Source organism: Pseudoclavibacter sp. CFCC 13796 (assembly GCF_008831185.1).
Classification (GTDB): domain Bacteria; phylum Actinomycetota; class Actinomycetes; order Actinomycetales; family Microbacteriaceae; genus Pseudoclavibacter_A.
The window spans coordinates 601,920-618,726 of sequence record NZ_WBKD01000001.1 but is presented as its reverse complement, the minus strand read 5'-3'; the positions used below and the strand labels follow the sequence as shown (position 1 = coordinate 618,726).

Below are 16,807 nucleotides of genomic sequence, written 5' to 3'. Positions count from 1 at the left end.
GGCGGGTGACTTCCACACCCCCAAACTTCTCTGAGAATCCAGACGCCCAAAAACGCGCTGGAGAGGCTCCCCTGCCGTCAGAGCCGCCGACCACGACCGGCGCGTTCGACATCCCCATGCACACCCGTGTGCTCAGCAGGCCGATGCGCACCATCGCCCTGCTCTCGCTGGCCCTCGGCGGGTTCGGAATCGGCATGACCGAGTTCGTCACCATGGGCATCCTGCCGCAGCTGGCCGAGGGTCTGCTGCCCGATCTCGCCGCCAGCGACCCCGAGGCCGCGAACGCGAGCGCGGGGCATCTGATCTCGGCGTATGCGGCCGGCGTCGTGGTTGGGGCTCCGCTGATCACCGGGCTCACGGCCCGCTGGCCGAAGAAGCGCCTGCTGCTGGTGGTGCTGACGTGGCTCGTGCTCTCAAATCTTGCCGTCGCGCTGCTCACCACGCTCGGGCAGGTCGCGATCGCGCGTTTTCTCTCGGGCCTGCCGCACGGGGTCTACTTTGGGGTGGCGTCGATCATCGCCGCGCGACTGATCGGCCCGGGAGCGCAGTCGCGCGGAGGCGCGTTCGTGCTCGGCGGCCTCACGGTGGCCAACGTGATCGGCGTGCCGCTGGGCACGTTTCTCGGGCAGCAGACCTCATGGCGCTCGGCCTATCTCGTGGTGGCGGCGACGTTCACGCTCACGTTCGCCTGCATCGCCGTCTTCGTGCCCAGCGACCGAGGCAATCCGGACGCCAGTCTTTCGACCGAGTTCAGCGCCTATCGCCGTGTGCAGGTGTGGCTGACGATCGGCATGGGCGCCGTCGGGTTCGGCGGATGGTTCGCGTTCTACAGTTACATCTCGCCGATCGCCACAGAGGTCGCCGGCATCGAACCGGTCTGGGTGCCGGCGGTGCTGGTGGTCACCGGGTTGGGCATGACGTTGGGCAACATCCTCGGTGGGCGCTTCGGCGACCGCAGCATCTTCTTCACGATCCTCGCGTCGTTCGGGCTGATGCTCGTGCTGATGTTCGCCGGTCAGTTCGTCTTGGGGCTGAAGTACAGCGGCAGCTTCTTGATGCTCTTCGCGTTCGTGTTTCTCATGGGCATTGGGTCTTCGATGCTCGGGCCGGCCGCCCAGTCGAGGCTCATGCAGGTCGCCCCGGGCAGCGAGACGATCGCGGCGGCCAGCCATCACGCGGCATTCAACATGGCCAACTCGATCGGTGCGTTCTTAGGCGGACTCGTGGTGGCATCCGGCGCCGGCTATCTGTCGACGCTGCAGCTGGGCATCTGGCTGACCCTCGGCGGCATGGTGTTCATGTCCGTGTCGTTCGGGCTCGATCTGCGGCCGCGACGGCAGCGTCTGGCCTGATCACTCGGGATGCCCGGCCGTCGTGGGGACTGACAAGTGACACTCGGCACGGCTGGATCACAGAGACCCTGGCGGTGTGTGCCACGCCATGCCCGCCGACAATGCCGTTTGCGCTCAGCGGCCCACGAGGTGGAAGAATGTGAGCATGACTGAGAACTACGCCAACGATGAAGCCGTCGAGAACGCCCTGCACCGGTACAAGCAGGTGCTCTGGAATGCCGTCGACGAGGGCTCGACAGTCGATGAGGCGATTGAGGCCGGTCTTGAGGCGATGGAAGACAACGACACTTTCCAGGAGCTGCTCACCGACGACCCAGACGACCTGATTCAGGCGGTCGACGCCGAACTGGCTCGCGATGCCGAAGAGGATGAGGGCGACGATCTCGACGACTCACTCGACGACGAGTGATCTCGAGGGCCGAGCCGCTCGCACCAAGTGACTCGGCAGCGCCTCAGGCTCCGAGCGACCCGGCATCGGTCGTGCTGACGTCGATGCGAGAGAAGTTCAGCCATGACCGCGACGCCGTCGGCCCGCGCTGTCCCTGGTAATGCGACCCGTAGCTCTTAGAGCCGTACGGATGCTCCACCTCGCTCGACAGCTTGAAGAAGCACAGCTGGCCGACTTTCATGCCCGGCCACAGCTTGATCGGCAGCGTCGCCATGTTCGACAGTTCGAGGGTCACGTGGCCGCTGAACCCCGGGTCGACGAAGCCTGCCGTCGAATGAGTCAGCAGTCCCAAACGCCCCAGCGAGCTCTTGCCCTCCAGCCGTGCGGCGATGTCGCTCGGCAGCGTGACCCGTTCGAACGTCGCGCCCAGCACGAACTCGCCGGGGTGCAGCACGAACGGCTCGTCGCGATCGACCTCGATCAGCCGGGTCAGCTCTGACTGCTCTTCGGCCGGGTCGATCACTGGATACTTGTGATTGTCGAACAGACGGAAGTATCGATCGAGACGCACATCGACGCTCGCAGGCTGCACCAGTTTGTCTTCGCTGGGCTCGAGCTTGATGCGCCCTTCGGCAAGTTGACGGCGAATGTCGCGATCAGAAAGCAGCATGTCTCCAGTGTAGACGGCTGCACCGCAGGCAGAGGCGTCGGCGCCGTCGCACTCTCGTCCGCGGCGCCCCTGTGAACGCCCGTCGAGCGGATCGCTCACACCAAGACGGGCAGCAGCGCCGCGCCGATCAGCAGCCCGGCTACGACGAGCACCCAGAACCCGACGACGAACACCCAGTCGCGTGTGCGCCACGGAATCTCATACCGCTCAGTGCGCGACGATCCGGCGCCGAAGGCCCGCGCATCCATCGAGAGAGCGACGCGCTCGGCATGACGGATGCCGCTGGCCAGCAGCGGCAGCGCGTACCCGGCCGCCCGCCGCAGGGCAGCGACCGGTCCTCGTCCGTTCGAGACGCCGCGCACGCGGTGTGCCCGCCTGATCTGCTCGAGTTCTTTGCCGAAGCGCGGCACGAATCGGTAGGCCGCGAGCGCCGTGTAGCCCAGGCGGTAGGGCACGTGCAGTCGACGCACCAGCGCTCGAATCGTATCGACGCCGGTCGTTGTGAGCCCCGGCAGCATGCCGAGCGCCGCCACCGTGCCGACGCGCAGAGTGACGCCCAGACCGACCAGCCACATGCCGACCGTGAATCGCCAGTCGCCGATCTGCCAGAGCGTCTGCTGCTGGTCGGCTTTGGCCGGGTCCATCCACACTCCCACACTGATCGAGAGCACCGAGACGCCGATCAGAATGCCGCCGATCACGACGGTCAACCGTCGCCAGCCCGCGCCTGAGCCGACGATGACGACCGCCAGCACGACGGCCAGCATGCCGAGCAGCGCGCCGATGTCGTGCAGCGCGAGAGCCACGATCGTGAGCGGCATCATCGCGATCAGTTTGGCCACCGGGTTGAGCGTGGCCAGCGGCGCCCAGCGGGGGCGGCCTGCCGCAGGAACGGCCGGATCGAACATACTGGTTGTGGTCGGTCGGGGCTTGGGCCGACGACGCGGCCGGTGTTCGGCGGATGCCGGGGTCACTTGTGTCTGCATCGCAGGGAACGCTGGCGATCGGCTGACGGTCGGCACGGTCGGCGGGAGCAGATCGCTCGTGTCCGCCGCCCCCGTCCGCAGGCTCTCCAGCTGCTGCAGTCTGGTGACGCCATGCCACGCGGGAGCCGCCACTGCGGCCATAGCCCGTGCCAACGGGGGTCGAAGCAGACCGGCGCGTTCGAGCGCGTCACCGGCCAGCACGTCTTCAGTCGGGCCGAATGTCTCGACCCGGCCGTCGTTCATGACCGCGACATGGGTCGCCTGCTCGGTCACGAGCTGCATGTCGTGGGTCACGATCACCACCGTGGAGCCCGTGTCGACGAGTTCTCTCAAGAGCGTGACGAGTTCGGCCGCCCGAGCCTGATCCTGCCCGTATGTCGGCTCGTCCAGGCAGAGCACGGGTGCACCGGTGATCAACGCGGTTCCCACCGAGAGACGTCGCTTCTGCCCTCCCGAGAGCAGATATGGGTGTGTCTCACGGCAGTCTTGAAGTCCCAGGCGCCGCAGCATCGCCTCGACTCGCGCGGTGATCTCGTCCTCGCCGAGTCCCTGCAGGCTCAGACCGTGCGCCAGCTCCTCGACCACTGTGGGCGTGATGAACTGATGTTCGGGGTTCTGGAAGACGAAGCCCACCTCACGTGCCAGACGCCGGGGCGAAGCCGTAGCGACATCGATCATTCCCTGAGCGGAATATATGTGCACGCTGCCCTGCGGCGGCGACACGACTCCGGCCATACGGTGCAGCAGCGTCGTCTTGCCTGCGCCGTTGCGACCCACAATGGCCACCAACGCCCCACGGGGCACCTGCAGCGAGACGTCGTCGACGAGCGGCCGGTCGCGGCCGTGTGCGTGCGCGCTCAGGTGTCGCACTTCGAGGGCCGCCTCGCCACTGGGCGCGCCATCGACGACGGGAGCGCCGGCATCCGCCGACTGCGACACCGCGCTCGGCACAGTGGGCAGTGCGCCGGAGGCGACCCCCGCGTCGACCGCAGCCGTCAGCTCGGAGGGAGTCAGCGGCAGCGTTCGCAGCCCGAGCCGTCGACCGGCCACCGTCGAGACGGGCAGCCAGACGCCGAGTCGGTCGATCTCGTCGGCATAGGTCTCGAGGATGCTGCGCGATGGGCCGTCGAATCGCACCCGTCCGGCCGAGTCGAGCACGATCACCCGGTCGACGATGCTCATCGCCTCATCGAGGTTGTGTTCGATCAGCAGGATGGCATGGGTGCGCTCGGCCGCGATCTCGCCGAGCAACGCATAGACGTCGACTACGCCCTGCGGATCGAGGTTCGCGGTCGGCTCGTCGAGCACGATGACCCGCGAGCCCAGCGCCAGTGCGCAGGCGATGGCCAGCCGCTGTCGACCGCCTCCGCTGAGGTCGCCCGGATCGTCTCGGCGGCGGTCCCACAAATCGACGCGGCGCAGCGCGCGCTCGGCGGCGGCCAGGACCTCTTCGCGAGGTCTCTGCAGGTTCTCGAGCCCGAAGCAGGCTTCGTCGAGCACGGTGGCGGCGACGATCTGCGCGTCGGAATCCTGAAAGACCATCGCCACATCTGTGGCGATCTGCGCGACACGGGAACGCGCGACGTCCGTTCCCGCCACGATGACCGAGCCGCTGACGGTCGCTGACACCTCATGAGGGATCAGACCGTCGAGCGTGAGCGCCAGAGTCGACTTTCCGGCGCCAGAGGGCCCGAGCAGCAGCGCGACCTCGCCGGTCTGCAGGTCGAAGGTGACGCCGTCAGGCGCCGTCTGTGCGCGTTCCGGATAGGTGACTCCGAGGTCGCGCACCTGCACGATGGTCTCGCCCCCGACGGGCAGGGATGAGCGCGCACACATGCCTCAATGGTGGCAGCGCCCAGCGCTGCACACAAGTGTCACCTGTCGAGGTCGCCGAAGAGGGCGTCGACGTCGGCCGGGTCGACGTCAGTGAGTCGAGACGGGTTCCAGACGGGGTTGCGGTCTTTGTCGATGACCTGTGCACGCACTCCTTCGCGAAAGTCGGGCCGGGCCGTGAGCCCGCTGCACAGACGCAGATCAGTCTCGAACACCTGCTCCAGCGTGCTCTCGGCAGCCAGCTGCAGTGCTCGCTCGGTCACGATCAGTGAGAACGGGCACATGCCGGCGATCAGGTCGGCGGCCTCGTCGGCGCCGTCATCGCCGTGATCGTGCAACGATGCGATCACCTTCGAGGGAGACGTATCGGCGAAGGCCTCGTCGATGCCCGCCTGATTGCGCACCAGCACCGAAGCCGGCGGCTCCACCGCAGAACTGCTGATGACCCGTCGCGTGTTCTCAAGGGCTTCGTCACCGGTGCCGACTCCGGCGATCAGCCCGTCGACGACGTCGCCGAGGTAGTCGCTCGGAACGAAGTGGCCGGCGAAGCCCATCGCAATCGCATCGGAGCCGGTCATCTCGCCCGCCGTGTAGGCGAGCAGGTGGCCGAGGCGACCAGGAGCCCGAGCCAGCAGCCAGGTGGCGCCGACATCCGGCATCAGGCCGATGCGCACTTCGGGCATCGCCACGCGAGAGCGCTCGGTCACCACGGGGAACGCACTGTGCGCGCTGATGCCGACGCCTGCGCCCATCGTGATGCCGTCCATGAAGGCCACGACGGGTTTGGGATACCGCGCGATGCAGAGGTCGAGTGAATACTCGGCGTCGAAGAAGTCATAGCGTTCGAAGGCGGACGCCTGCGAGAGCGCCCGGATGTCGGCACCAGAGCACAGCCCTCGAGCACCGGCACCGCGAATCAGCACCGCCTGCACCTGGTCGTCGTCGATCCATTCGTCGAGCTGGCTGTGAATGGTCGCGATCATGTCAGAGGTCAGCGCATTGATGGCACGTTCCCGATTGAGCAGAATCTCACCGAGGTGGCCGCGCACGGTGGTCAGCACATGCGTCTGTGTCGTCTGCTCAGTGGTCATGCCCCCGATTTAAGCACGTGCTGCTGAGAAGCGCCGCACCAGTCGATGATGATATACGCTCACCGGCATGCCCCGGCCGATCGTCGCTGTCTCACCGCGGCGTCCGTCGAAGCACGTGCAGTGCTCACGACTTCATCCGGACGTCACGTGTGTGGGCTAGGTTTAACCGCATGAACGCACACACTCCCGACCACGACGCCTCCTCGCGGCGAGGCGGCACCGGCGCTGCCTTCGACGCCCACGACGCCGAGCAGTACGACGATCGGCCTTTGGGCAATCGCCATCACATGAACTTCTACACCCGCCGCTGGGTGCGCCCCGAGGATCTCAACGCGAACGGCACGCTCTTCGGCGGATCGCTGCTGAAATGGATCGACGAAGAAGCCGCCATCTACGCGATCGTGCAGCTCGGCAACGAACGCTGCGTCACGAAGTTCTACTCCGAGATCAACTTCGTCTCGAGCGCCTGGCAGGGTGATCTGATCGAGATGGGTCTGGTCGCCACGAAGTTCGGCCGCACGTCGCTGACGATGAGCTGCATCGTGCGCAACATGATCACGCGCAAGACGATTCTCACCATCAACGAGATCGTGTTCGTGAACCTCGGCCCCGACGGCAAGCCCGCCCCTCATGGCTACACCGAGATCACGTATCTGCGCGACCGCATCCCCAAGCGCACCGGCGGGCCGATTCCCCGCGCGCCCATCACCGAAGTGCTCCCGGTCGTTCATCCCGAAGACGCGCATTCAGTCGACATCAACGACGACCGGGCGCGCTGAGCGCACACCAGGTGACGGCCTCCGTCAGCGTCGGCGGTTTCAGAGATCGAGTTCGCGGTTGCCGAAGTTGCGACGGTAGTCGGGGTAGTACGACAGCCAGAGCTTCCACATGTTGAGCCGACGTCGCAGCCCGAGATCACGTCGATAGAAGACCGTGCTGCCCCATCGGCCTTCGCGAATGAGCTGCAGCGCCTCAGCCTTCAGCTGACCTTCAGCGGCGTACCGTTTCAGGATGGGCCGGGGAACTCCGACCCACAGTGCGTGCTCCCGCCCGTAGACGGTCTCGCCGTACTCCTGCTCGACGACGTCGCGCACCAGCCACCGCGCCAGGTTGAGACCGGCGAGCGTGGTGAAGAAGCTGCTGCGTCCCTGGCGCGGGTTCAGCTCGAAGAATCGGTATCGCCCGTCGCGGGGGTCGAGCTTCATGTCGAAGTTCACGAAGCCCACGTATCCGATGGCCTCGAGAAAACGTTTCGCCTGAGCATAGACGGCGTCATTGCTCTCTGACACGATCGCGACGTAGTTGCCGATGCTCGCCGGCGCATAGTCTTCCAGCAGCGGGTTGCCGAGACTCATCATGGCCACGGTACCGTCACGGTTGACGTAGGCGTTCAGCACCCGCATCTGCGAGTCGTCGCCGGGCACGAAGTCCTGCAGAATGAGCTCTCCGGGGTACCCGGCAGAGAAGATCCGTCGCACCGTCTCGTCCAGCTGCTGCCGATTCGCCAGCACATAGGCCTTCTTGCGCCCAGGAAACTGGCAGTCGAGGTAGGCGACGCTGTCAGCCGGTTTCAGCGCGATCGGAAACTCGCTCGGCAGTTCGATCGGGGTGCCTGAGACGAACTGCTGCCGACTGTAGGTTCGGGTGACTGGGTGGTCCAGGCCGTGCTGCTCGCACAGTCGGTAGAACGAGGCTTTGTCGACGAGGCTCGCCAGCAGTTCGTCATCGATCATCACGAAGTCGAACCACTCTGCAAGCGTCTCTCGATGGGCCGAGAGCAGAGCCGAGTACGCATCGCCGCACGGAACCAGCAACAGGCTGCGATTCGGGTCAGCCGCCCGTTCGCGTCGGCCCAGTTCGCTGAGCACCCGCACGAACCCGTCGTCCGATGCGAATTCGCTGTCGATGCTCACCTGCACGATTTTCGAGTCGCGCGTCGGCGTCAGCGGGAACGATCCCAGCGCCCATGAGACCACACCGTATTCCTCGTGGAACGAGCGAGCCATGCCATAGGCGTTGATGTCCGTGCCGAGCAGCACAGGCTGAAACCGATGTGTCGTTGTGGCGGTCATATCATCCTCACTGGGTGTCTGACGCTGCCGGGAAGCCCTGCGTCGCTGCAATTGTAGTCGGGGGCACGCCGTACACTGAGTCTGCGGCCGTCGGGCGCATCTCTGCGTCCTCAAGCCCCGGTGACCAGACGAATCGGCCACGGCGAACACACGAAGGAGACCCACGTGAGACCAGATGTCGGTGTGATCGGCGGTATGGGGCCAGACGCCGCCATCCTCTTTCTGCACACGCTCACCGGCATGACGAAGGTCGCGAGCGATCAGGATCACCTCGATGTCGAGTTGCTGCAGCACTGCAGCATCCCTGATCGCACGGCCTACATCCTCGATCACACCCAGCCGAACCCGGTCGTCCCGATTCTCGACGACGTGCGCGAGCTCAACCGTCGGCAGGTGCAGGTGATCGCCATTCCGTGTAACACTGCGCATTTCTTCTTTGACGAGATCTCGGCCGCAAGCGAGGCTCCCGTGCTGAACATGATCGATCTGACTGCGGCTCACGTGGCCGAACTCGTGCCTCCGGGCAGCAGCGTCGGCGTGCTGGGCACCCGCGGCACGATCTCGTCAGGTCTGTACCAGCATGCCCTTGAAGCCGTCGGCCTGCATGCGCTGAACCCGAGCGAAGCCGTCCAACATGACGTCGACACCCTTATCTTCGACCAGGTCAAGGCGAACCAGCCGCTCGATCGTGACCTCTATATGAGCGTGCTCGAGCGCACGATGCAAGCCGGAGCTCAGATCGCGCTCATCGGCTGCACCGAGCTGAGCGTGCCTGAACACGCGTTCGCGCATGACTACGCGAGTGTGGATGCACTCGACGTGCTGGCCCGCGCGACCATCGTGAGGGCAGGTGGCACGCTGAAGCTCTGAGAGCTGCTCCGGGAGGGTTCAGTGCCCTCAGATGTACATCGCCGGATCGCGGAACTGTTCCATGTCTTCGGGCTCGACGTTCGCCGCTGAACGGCCCGGCCTCGTCGATCCCGGGGAGAGCCCGTCGATCGTGGTGCGGTCTGAGGACGCCGGGCTGAGCCCGTCGCGCCGACTCTCTACGTCTCGTGGCCGGGTCTGCGGGCGCGGGCGCGGCTTGGCCGGAATGCCGACCAGCAGCGAGTCGGGTGGTGCGCTTTTGACGACGACGGCGTTGGCTCCGATCGACGAGTGCGAGCCGATGGTCACCGGCCCGAGCACCTTGGCACCCGCGCCGATCAGCACATGATCGCCGATGGTCGGGTGCCGTTTCTCAGCCGCCAGGCTGGTGCCGCCGAGAGTCACCCCGTGATAGATCATCACATCGTCGCCGACCTCAGCCGTCTCGCCGATCACCACTCCCATGCCGTGATCGATGAAGAAGCGCCGCCCGATGCGCGCGCCCGGATGAATCTCGATACCGGTGAGAAAACGGCTCAGCTGTGAGACGAACCGCGCAGGCCCTTTCGCGTGATGGCTCCACAGCCAGTGGGCAAGACGATGGTTCCAGATCGCGTGCAGGCCCGAATAGAGAAAGAAGATGCCGGCCGCCGACCGCGCCGCAGGATCGTGTCGACGAGCGTTGTCGATGTCTTCCCGGAGTCTGCTGAACACGCCCACGACTCTATCTGCTGTGCCGTCGACCTGGTCAATCGGCTCAGCAGACGCAGCACCGGTCACGACCGACATCTTCGCATCGACTCAGTCGAGCAGATCGCTGTACAGCGACGTCGACAGGTAGCGCTCCCCGAAGTCCGGGATGATCACCACGATGGTCTTGCCCGCAGCCTCGGGACGCTTGGCCACCTCGAGTGCCGCCCATGTCGCGGCACCTGCCGAGATGCCGGCGAGGATGCCCTCTTCGCTGGCCAGCGCGCGTGCGGTCGCCGTCGCATCGGAGAATTCCACGTCGATGATCTCGTCGCAGAGCTCGGTGTCGAGCACATCGGGCACGAAGTTCGCTCCGATGCCCTGAATCTTGTGCGGCCCAGGCTTTCCGCCGTTGAGAATCGGCGAGTCGCTGGGCTCGACGCCGATCACCTTGGCTTCTGGATTCGCTGCCTTGATGATCTGGCCTGCTCCGGTCAGGGTGCCGCCGGTGCCGATGCCGGCGATGAAGTAGTCGACGCGCCCTTTGGTCGCCTCGACGATCTCAGGGCCGGTGGTCGCACGGTGCACGGCGGCGTTTGCGGGGTTTGCGAACTGGCTCGCAAGAATGGCGTTGTCGCTCTGCTCGACGAGTTCCTTCGCCTTGGCGACAGCCCCTTTCATGCCCTCAGAGCCGGGTGTGAGCACGATCTCTGCACCGTACGCACGGGCGAGCACGCGGCGCTCGACCGACATGGTCTCAGGCATCGTGAGAACGACATGGTAGCCCTTGGCCGCGCCGACGAATGCCAGGCCGATGCCGGTGTTGCCGCTGGTGCCCTCGACGATGGTGCCGCCGGGTTTCAGCTCGCCGCTGCGTTCGGCGGCCTCGACGATCGCCGAGGCAAGGCGGTCTTTGACGCTGCCTGCGGGGTTGGTGAACTCGACTTTGGCGAGCACGTCGGCAGCGCTGTCACCCGGCAGTCTGTGCAGGCGCACCAGTGGGGTGTTGCCGATCGTATCGAGGATGCTGTCGTGAATCTCAGCCATGTCGTGATGCCTTCCGCCGGTCTCTTCGCACACGCCGAACGGCGCGCCTCTCGCAGACTATCGAGCGTCTACGGCATCCCGACGAACCGGCCGTCGCACTTCGTAACAGAGAGTCAGATCGGCAGCGCCCAGTCGACGCCCTGTCCCTCCTGCTGCTGCAGCCAGTCGGATGCGCGACTGAACGGGTGCGATCCGAAGAAGCCTCGGTAGGCCGAGAGCGGGCTGGGATGCGCCGACTCGATCAGATGCGCATTGGGCAGCATCGGCGCCGCGCTGCGCGCATCTCGCCCCCAGAGAATGGCGACCAGCGGGCGATCGCGCTCACCGAGCGCCCGAATGGCACGCTCCGTGACCTGCTCCCAACCGATGCCGCGGTGCGAGGCCGGTCGGCCGAGTTCGCAGGTGAGCACGCGGTTCAGCAGCATCACGCCCTGTCGCTCCCACGGCGTGAGGTCGCCGTTCGCCGGCGTCGGCGCACCGATGTCGTCGTGCAGCTCGGTGAAGATGTTCTGCAGCGACTTCGGCACCGGCCGCACGTCGGGCCGCACCGAGAACGAGAGCCCCATCGCATGACCGGGCGTCGGATATGGATCCTGCCCCACGATCAGCACCCGCACGGCGTCGAGCGGCTGTTGAAAGGCACGGAACACGTGGGCCCCGCCAGGAGCGTAGTGGCGCCCGTCGGAGACTTCGCCGCGCAGGAACTCGCCAATGTGCGCGATGCGCTCGGTCTCAGGCGCGAGCACCGGTGCCCATGACGGGTCGACCAGATCGGTGACCGGGTGCGGATGCCGCTGGGGATCGGTCACGACAGCTTCGGACGCAACGGGCCTCGATGCAGCTTGTGCTGCGCCGACTGGGCGACCGGACGCACCACGACCAAGTCGAGGTTGATGTGCGGCGGCAGCTCGATCGTCTGCACGTTCACCAGAGCGATGTCTTCGGCGCTCAGTGGATGATCCACATCGGCGTAGACGTCGTCGGCCTTCGCTTGGTCGCCGTGCAGCCGCTTCAGCGAGAACTCCTCGGTGTGCACCAGTCCCGGAGCAATCGCAATGACACGGATCGGCTCGCCGCTGAGCTCAAGCCGCAGCGTGTCGACGAGCGCCTGCTCGGCGTGTTTGGCCGCGGTGTACCCGCCGCCGCCTTCGTAGACGCCAAGCCCGGCCGTCGAGGTCAGGGTAAGGATGCTGGCCCAACCGTGCTCGGCTGCGGTGCGTCGCAGCACCGGCAGCAGCGCCTGGGTCACACGCAGCGTCGCCACGGTGTTGATCTCATACATCTGAACCCAGTCTTCGACACGACCGCGCTCGACCGGGTCGACGCCGATGGCTCCACCGGTGATGTTCAGCAGCGCGTCCAGCCGACCATGCTCGTCGACGAACTCGGCAAGCGCCTGCACCTCGGCTGGCGACGTCAGGTCGGCGGCGAACGGAATCGCTCCGGTCTGCGCCGCAAGCTCGTCGAGCCGCTCGGCACGGCGAGCCACGGCGATGACCTGCCAGCCGTGTTCGCGCAGCAGTGCCGCCGTCGCGCGCCCGATGCCGCTGCTGGCGCCGGTCACCAGCGCCGTGCGCTGTCGGTCGTCGGTCTCGTCGAGCTCGACGACGCTCGCGCTGAGCGGGAGATGGGATGCCTGCGGTTCTGGGGTCGCTGGTGTCATGCAGAACATCCTAGATGCTGCCCTTCGCAGAATTGCTGACTTGATAAAATACGGTGATTCACCCATTCGGCAGAGGCGGCCTTCACATGCAGCAGTACGGCGACGGCCGAGCACACGCGCACCGCATCGATCGGGCACGCGACAACGACAGCGACCTCTTCTCGCCGGTCACCGACCGCATGATCGCCCGCGTCGCCGGCAAACCTCCCGTAACCGGGGCCTGGCTGGTCGGCGATCCTCCGGGGCGCCGACAGTTCGTGCACGTCGGCAAGCAGGATCTCGAGTTCGGCGGGCACCTCGACTGCGTGCGCGTCGCATACGAGACTTGGGGCGAGCTGAACGCCGACCACAGTAACGCCGTGCTCGTTCTGCACGCGCTGACCGGTGACAGCCACGTCGCCGGCGTGCGAGAACTCGGGCATCACACCGCCGGCTGGTGGGCCGATCAGATCGGCCCTGGGCGCCCGATCGACACCGATCGCTTCTATGTGGTGTGCGCGAATGTGCTTGGCGGCTGTCAGGGTACGACGGGGCCGAGCACGATGCGCCCTTCCGGTCAGCCGTGGGGATCACAGTTTCCGTACGTCTCGATCCGTGACATCGTGCACGCGAGTCACAACTTCTCGACCACCCTCGGCATCGACCGCTGGCACACCGTGATCGGCCCCTCGATGGGCGGCATGCAGGCGCTGGAGTGGGCGATCATGTATCCCGACGACGTCGAACGACTCGTGGTCATCGCCGCACCGGCGGTCACGAGCGCCGACCGCATCGCCGTGAACTCGGTGCAGGTCGACATGATCCGCAGCGACCCCGACTACCTCGGCGGCGACTACTACGACCTTCCCGAAGGGCGCGGCCCGTGGCATTCGCTGGCGCTCGCCCGTCGGGTCGCCGTCACCAGCTACCGCAGCGCCGAAGAGTTCAACACCCGTTTCGGCCGTTCGGCCCAGTCCGGCGTCTCACCGCTGGGCAAAGGCGGACGCTTCGCCATTGAGTCGTACCTTGACTTTCACGGCAACAAGTTCACTCGGCGTTTCGACGCGAACACCTACATCACCATGCTGGAGGCGATGAACTCGCACGACATCGGCCGTGACCGCGGCGGGGTCGTCGAAGCGCTCGGCAGCATCACGGCGAAGTCATTGGTCGTCGGCATCGACTCCGACCGCCTCTACGGCATCGACGAGCAGCACGCCATCGTCGCAGGTCTGCGCACGCACATCGCCGGCGACGAAGCGGTCGTGGTGCACTCCCCCTACGGGCACGACTCGTTCCTCATCGAGCGAGAGGCGATCGGGGCGCAGCTCGAACGGATCCTCGCGGCCTGAGCTCGGCCACGGCCCAGATCAGCAGCACCACCAGCAGCAGGTTGCGCACGGTGATCACCCAGAGCATCCACGCGCTCAGATTCAGCAGGTAGCCGTACCATGACGGGTAGATCACCTGTGTGAGCACTCCGATCATGGACGTCAGCGCCATCGGCACCCACCAGCGCGGCGGCCGCACCGCGGCGAGCAGCAGCACGGGTGCCACCAGCCACACCTCGAACTGCGGCGACCCCACCTTGTTGCACACGATGAAAGTCGTCACGAGCGCAAGCGACGCCCAGGCGAACACCTGCAGCCGGTCGACGCCGGCGCGCTGCAGCCGCCAGGCGAGCAGGGTGATCGCCAGCACCATGATGCCCATCAGCACTGTGACGGTCGTCGCGATGACGGGTGACGACGCACTGATCAGCTCGTTGGTGTATATCTCGTGGTTGTAGACGACGGCACCGTCGCCCGAACGCGCCCGCCACAGTCCGACGGTCGCGCCGACCGCCTCGATCTGCAGATTGCGCGAGGCCTGACCGCCGACGAAGCCGAGCAGGTTGGCGACGCCGCCGAAGCCGCGCCCGCTGACGAGGGATGCGATGGCTGCCACGACGGCGAGGCCTCCGGTCAGCGCGACGCCGGGTGCGATCAGCGCGCGCAGCATCCGCCGGCCCCGCCCCCAGAACGACGTGACGGCAGCCGCGAGCACAGCCGCCGGCCAGACCTTGACCCACGTGCCGACGGCCAGCAGCAGCCCGGCGAGCGCCGGGCGATGTTCGAGCAGCGACAGCGCGATGACGACCAGAGCGAGCGCAACCGTATCGATGCGCCCCAACGCGACCGGCCCGAGCAGCAGCAGGTAGACCGCCCACCACCATGCGGTACGCATGCGGCGCTCGTTGCGGAACCCCTCGGTGAAGACGCCGAGCGCGACGACGTTCAGCAGAGTGACCATGATCAGCCAGCTGAACGTGTAGTCCAAGCCGGTCGAGGCCCAGAGCGTCAGTGGCAGGAGCATCGGCACCAGGGCGAGCGCCGGATAGACCCATGGGTCGGTGATGCCGTACCAGGTGCCGTACCGGACTGCGTCGAACGACCAGAGGTGATAGACGCTGGTGACGTCGCCGAAGGGCGCCCCGTACTGATGGCGACCGCTCAGTGCGAGCCAGAGGTGCACCATGAGGAACGCCACGATGAGCACAGTCGGTCGTGCGGCAACCCGGCTGACGACGGTCATGAGTCTCGTTCGCCGGGGCGCGGCCATCACATCGGTCGAATCCGTCTTCGGTGCGCTGCTCGTCATCGAAGGTTCAGTTTACCGGGCGCTGCCGACGTGCTCATCCGGCAGCGACGTCTCTGTCCCCGTGCTCTGCATCTCTGCGGCGTCTGACCAGCTGATGCGGGCGAGAGCAGACCGATGGTCAGTTCTTTCGGTCGGCTCTGCCGCCGCGACCCAGCAGCCAGCCGATCAGAATGCCGATGAGCAGCAGGATCACGGTGAAGATCCAGAACGAGCCGCTGAGCTGCATGCCGAAGAGCACCAGCGTCACCGTCGAGGTGTTCTGGAAGATGAAGATCAGGGCGAGCACGACGAGCACCAGCGCGGGCCAGGTCTTCTTGAGCCACCCGCCGACCCGCTCGCCAGCGGTGACCTCGTGGTGCGGTGTGGGGTTTCTCTTGTCAGCCATGATCTCTTCCTGCCTGTGTCTGGGGCTGATCGCTCCGATCGACCCCACAGTTCCCTGTGCTCAACAGTATGACCGTTCTCATGCTCCTGCGCAGAAATGCGGTCGTATGCGATGCGCTCTGCGGACGACGGCCTTCGATACACTGTGGCTCAGAGACGTATGCCGTCCGTCATGTTCGCCAGATGAGAAGGATCACGATGAGTTCCGTTCCCCCTGAAAACCCGACGACTCCGCCGGCGAACTGGTATCCGGATCCGGCTCAGACCGGCTGGCTGCGCTGGTGGGACGGCTCCCAGTGGACCGAGCACACCGCACCAGATCAGCAGGCGGTTGCCCCCGGATACGGCTCGCCCACCCCGCGTAAAGGCAAGACCGGGCTCATCGTCGGCATCGCCGTGGCCGGTGTGCTGCTTCTGGCCGGAATCGCCATCGGCCTGTTCGCGGTGATCGGCAACGCCACGAGCAGCCCCAAAGAGGTCGTCGCGAAAGCCATCGCATCGGCCGAGAGCGGGGACTGCGACGGCGCCGCCGAGTACTACACGTCGTCGATGGCCTCGCAGATCAAGGCAGGCTGCAGCCAGATCGGCAGCCTGCCGAACGGTCTGAACGACAGCGGCTCGGGCTCTGACACCACGAACGGCATGGGCATCTCGAACGACTTCTCGTCAGAGAGCATCACCGGCGACTCCGCCACGGTGACCTACGACGTCGACGGCGAGTCCGGCTCCGGACTCACGAAGGTCACCGTCTCAGGCACATACGACTACAAGCTGGTCAAAGAGAGCGGCAGCTGGAAGATTTCGGGCATCGACACCTCGAACATGAAGATCGACGTGCCGGGGCTGGGCGACCTCAGCAAGCGCTACGGCGACTTGGGCAGGCAGTACAACAACGATCTGAACCAGGACTACGGAGACCTGGGCGATTTGGGCGACCTGGGCGACCTAGGTCAGTACGGCAGCGGTTCGGGCTCCGGCGCAGGGACCGGAGCGGGCGCCACCCGCCTCGGCACCACTATCTGACCGCTGGCCGCCGAGCCGGCGCGCCCACCGCATCCGCCCGCCCCGCGACATGGCGGAGACAGCAGAGACGGCGACAAGACGAGCAGGGCCGCACCCACCACATGTGGGTCGCGGCCCTGCTG

15 protein-coding genes and 1 pseudogene are annotated in these 16,807 nt (G+C 66.1%); 6 read left to right on the top strand and 10 right to left on the bottom strand.

What is annotated here, in order from left to right; genetic code table 11:
* Window positions 1-5 precede the first annotated feature (5 nt).
* Both F8O07_RS02775 and F8O07_RS02770 read left to right on the top strand, forming a co-directional pair.
* Window positions 6-1,352 (top strand): MFS transporter, encoded by a 1,347-nt coding sequence (locus F8O07_RS02775; RefSeq protein ID WP_225733141.1) that lies wholly within the window; start codon window positions 6-8, stop codon window positions 1,350-1,352.
* Between the two features lie 145 nt (window positions 1,353-1,497).
* Complete coding sequence (locus tag F8O07_RS02770) at window positions 1,498-1,761, top strand: hypothetical protein (RefSeq protein ID WP_158030635.1); 264 nt, start codon at window positions 1,498-1,500, stop codon at window positions 1,759-1,761.
* Window positions 1,762-1,804: 43 nt separating this feature from the next.
* On the opposite strand, the gene dcd is transcribed toward F8O07_RS02770, so the two are convergent.
* From dcd to F8O07_RS02755, 3 genes are all read right to left on the bottom strand, one after another.
* Window positions 1,805-2,410 carry a dCTP deaminase gene (gene dcd / locus F8O07_RS02765; protein ID WP_158030634.1) on the bottom strand — a complete coding sequence of 202 codons (606 nt, stop codon included), beginning with the start codon at window positions 2,408-2,410 and terminating at the stop codon, window positions 1,805-1,807.
* 95 nt (window positions 2,411-2,505) lie between these two features.
* Entirely contained in the window at window positions 2,506-5,232 is a 2,727-nt protein-coding gene (locus F8O07_RS10530; RefSeq protein WP_192496607.1) for an energy-coupling factor transporter ATPase, read from the bottom strand.
* 38 nt (window positions 5,233-5,270) lie between these two features.
* Window positions 5,271-6,320, bottom strand: coding sequence for an enoyl-CoA hydratase/isomerase family protein (locus F8O07_RS02755; RefSeq protein WP_158030633.1), 1,050 nt, complete (start codon window positions 6,318-6,320; stop codon window positions 5,271-5,273).
* 287 nt (window positions 6,321-6,607) lie between these two features.
* Here F8O07_RS02755 and F8O07_RS02750 point away from each other — a divergent pair, with 287 nt between their 5' ends.
* The gene (locus F8O07_RS02750) at window positions 6,608-7,099 is read left to right on the top strand and encodes a hotdog domain-containing protein (RefSeq protein ID WP_225732928.1); all 492 of its coding nucleotides are present in this window, start codon (window positions 6,608-6,610) and stop codon (window positions 7,097-7,099) included.
* 39 nt (window positions 7,100-7,138) lie between these two features.
* Here F8O07_RS02750 and F8O07_RS02745 read toward each other — a convergent pair whose 3' ends face one another.
* Window positions 7,139-8,392 (bottom strand): carboxylate--amine ligase, encoded by a 1,254-nt coding sequence (locus F8O07_RS02745; RefSeq protein WP_158030631.1) that lies wholly within the window; start codon window positions 8,390-8,392, stop codon window positions 7,139-7,141.
* A gap of 165 nt (window positions 8,393-8,557) precedes the next feature.
* Here F8O07_RS02745 and F8O07_RS02740 point away from each other — a divergent pair, with 165 nt between their 5' ends.
* On the top strand, window positions 8,558-9,262 hold the full coding sequence (locus F8O07_RS02740; protein ID WP_158030630.1) for an aspartate/glutamate racemase family protein: 705 nt from the start codon (window positions 8,558-8,560) through the stop codon (window positions 9,260-9,262).
* A 186-nt stretch (window positions 9,263-9,448) separates the two neighbouring features.
* Here the strand turns inward: F8O07_RS02740 and epsC are convergent.
* The 4 genes and pseudogenes from epsC to F8O07_RS02720 all read right to left on the bottom strand — a co-directional run.
* Window positions 9,449-9,979 (bottom strand): annotated as a pseudogene (epsC, locus tag F8O07_RS02735) (serine O-acetyltransferase EpsC); the annotation flags it as partial.
* An 81-nt stretch (window positions 9,980-10,060) separates the two neighbouring features.
* Complete coding sequence (cysK, locus tag F8O07_RS02730) at window positions 10,061-10,996, bottom strand: cysteine synthase A (protein ID WP_158030629.1); 936 nt, start codon at window positions 10,994-10,996, stop codon at window positions 10,061-10,063.
* 113 nt (window positions 10,997-11,109) lie between these two features.
* Window positions 11,110-11,805: a uracil-DNA glycosylase gene (locus tag F8O07_RS02725; protein ID WP_158030628.1), complete on the bottom strand. Its 696-nt coding sequence runs from the start codon at window positions 11,803-11,805 to the stop codon at window positions 11,110-11,112.
* Window positions 11,802-12,659, bottom strand: a complete 858-nt coding sequence (locus tag F8O07_RS02720; protein ID WP_158030627.1) for an SDR family oxidoreductase — start codon at window positions 12,657-12,659, stop codon at window positions 11,802-11,804. The genes F8O07_RS02725 and F8O07_RS02720 overlap by 4 nt, the downstream gene beginning before the upstream one ends.
* A 125-nt stretch (window positions 12,660-12,784) precedes the next feature.
* Between F8O07_RS02720 and metX the strand changes: the two genes are divergently transcribed.
* Window positions 12,785-13,990: a homoserine O-acetyltransferase MetX gene (gene metX, locus F8O07_RS02715; RefSeq protein WP_412973610.1), complete on the top strand. Its 1,206-nt coding sequence runs from the start codon at window positions 12,785-12,787 to the stop codon at window positions 13,988-13,990.
* On the opposite strand, the gene F8O07_RS02710 is transcribed toward metX, so the two are convergent.
* Window positions 13,938-15,278: a glycosyltransferase 87 family protein gene (locus F8O07_RS02710; RefSeq protein ID WP_158030625.1), complete on the bottom strand. Its 1,341-nt coding sequence runs from the start codon at window positions 15,276-15,278 to the stop codon at window positions 13,938-13,940. The genes metX and F8O07_RS02710 overlap by 53 nt on opposite strands.
* A 118-nt stretch (window positions 15,279-15,396) precedes the next feature.
* A complete protein-coding gene (locus F8O07_RS02705; RefSeq protein WP_192496606.1) occupies window positions 15,397-15,663 on the bottom strand; it encodes a DUF1049 domain-containing protein in 267 nt (88 codons plus the stop codon).
* Between the two features lie 197 nt (window positions 15,664-15,860).
* On the opposite strand from F8O07_RS02705, the gene F8O07_RS02700 reads away from it, so the two are divergent.
* The gene (locus tag F8O07_RS02700; RefSeq protein WP_192496605.1) at window positions 15,861-16,685 is read left to right on the top strand and encodes a DUF2510 domain-containing protein; all 825 of its coding nucleotides are present in this window, start codon (window positions 15,861-15,863) and stop codon (window positions 16,683-16,685) included.
* The last annotated feature ends 122 nt before the right edge of the window (window positions 16,686-16,807 follow it).

Bases quoted from the DNA above. Each gene is read 5' to 3' on its own strand.
- F8O07_RS02770 (WP_158030635.1), top strand. From the start codon at position 1,498: ATGACTGAGAACTACGCCAACGATGAAGCCGTCGAGAACGCCCTGCAC.
- F8O07_RS02755 (WP_158030633.1), bottom strand. From the start codon at position 6,320: ATGACCACTGAGCAGACGACACAGACGCATGTGCTGACCACCGTGCGC.
- F8O07_RS02700 (WP_192496605.1), top strand. From the start codon at position 15,861: ATGAGTTCCGTTCCCCCTGAAAACCCGACGACTCCGCCGGCGAACTGG.
- F8O07_RS02705 (WP_192496606.1), bottom strand. From the start codon at position 15,663: ATGGCTGACAAGAGAAACCCCACACCGCACCACGAGGTCACCGCTGGC.
- F8O07_RS02710 (WP_158030625.1), bottom strand. From the start codon at position 15,278: ATGACGAGCAGCGCACCGAAGACGGATTCGACCGATGTGATGGCCGCG.
- F8O07_RS02720 (WP_158030627.1), bottom strand. From the start codon at position 12,659: ATGACACCAGCGACCCCAGAACCGCAGGCATCCCATCTCCCGCTCAGC.
- dcd (WP_158030634.1), bottom strand. From the start codon at position 2,410: ATGCTGCTTTCTGATCGCGACATTCGCCGTCAACTTGCCGAAGGGCGC.
- F8O07_RS02745 (WP_158030631.1), bottom strand. From the start codon at position 8,392: ATGACCGCCACAACGACACATCGGTTTCAGCCTGTGCTGCTCGGCACG.
- F8O07_RS02750 (WP_225732928.1), top strand. From the start codon at position 6,608: ATGAACTTCTACACCCGCCGCTGGGTGCGCCCCGAGGATCTCAACGCG.
- cysK (WP_158030629.1), bottom strand. From the start codon at position 10,996: ATGGCTGAGATTCACGACAGCATCCTCGATACGATCGGCAACACCCCA.
- F8O07_RS10530 (WP_192496607.1), bottom strand. From the start codon at position 5,232: ATGTGTGCGCGCTCATCCCTGCCCGTCGGGGGCGAGACCATCGTGCAG.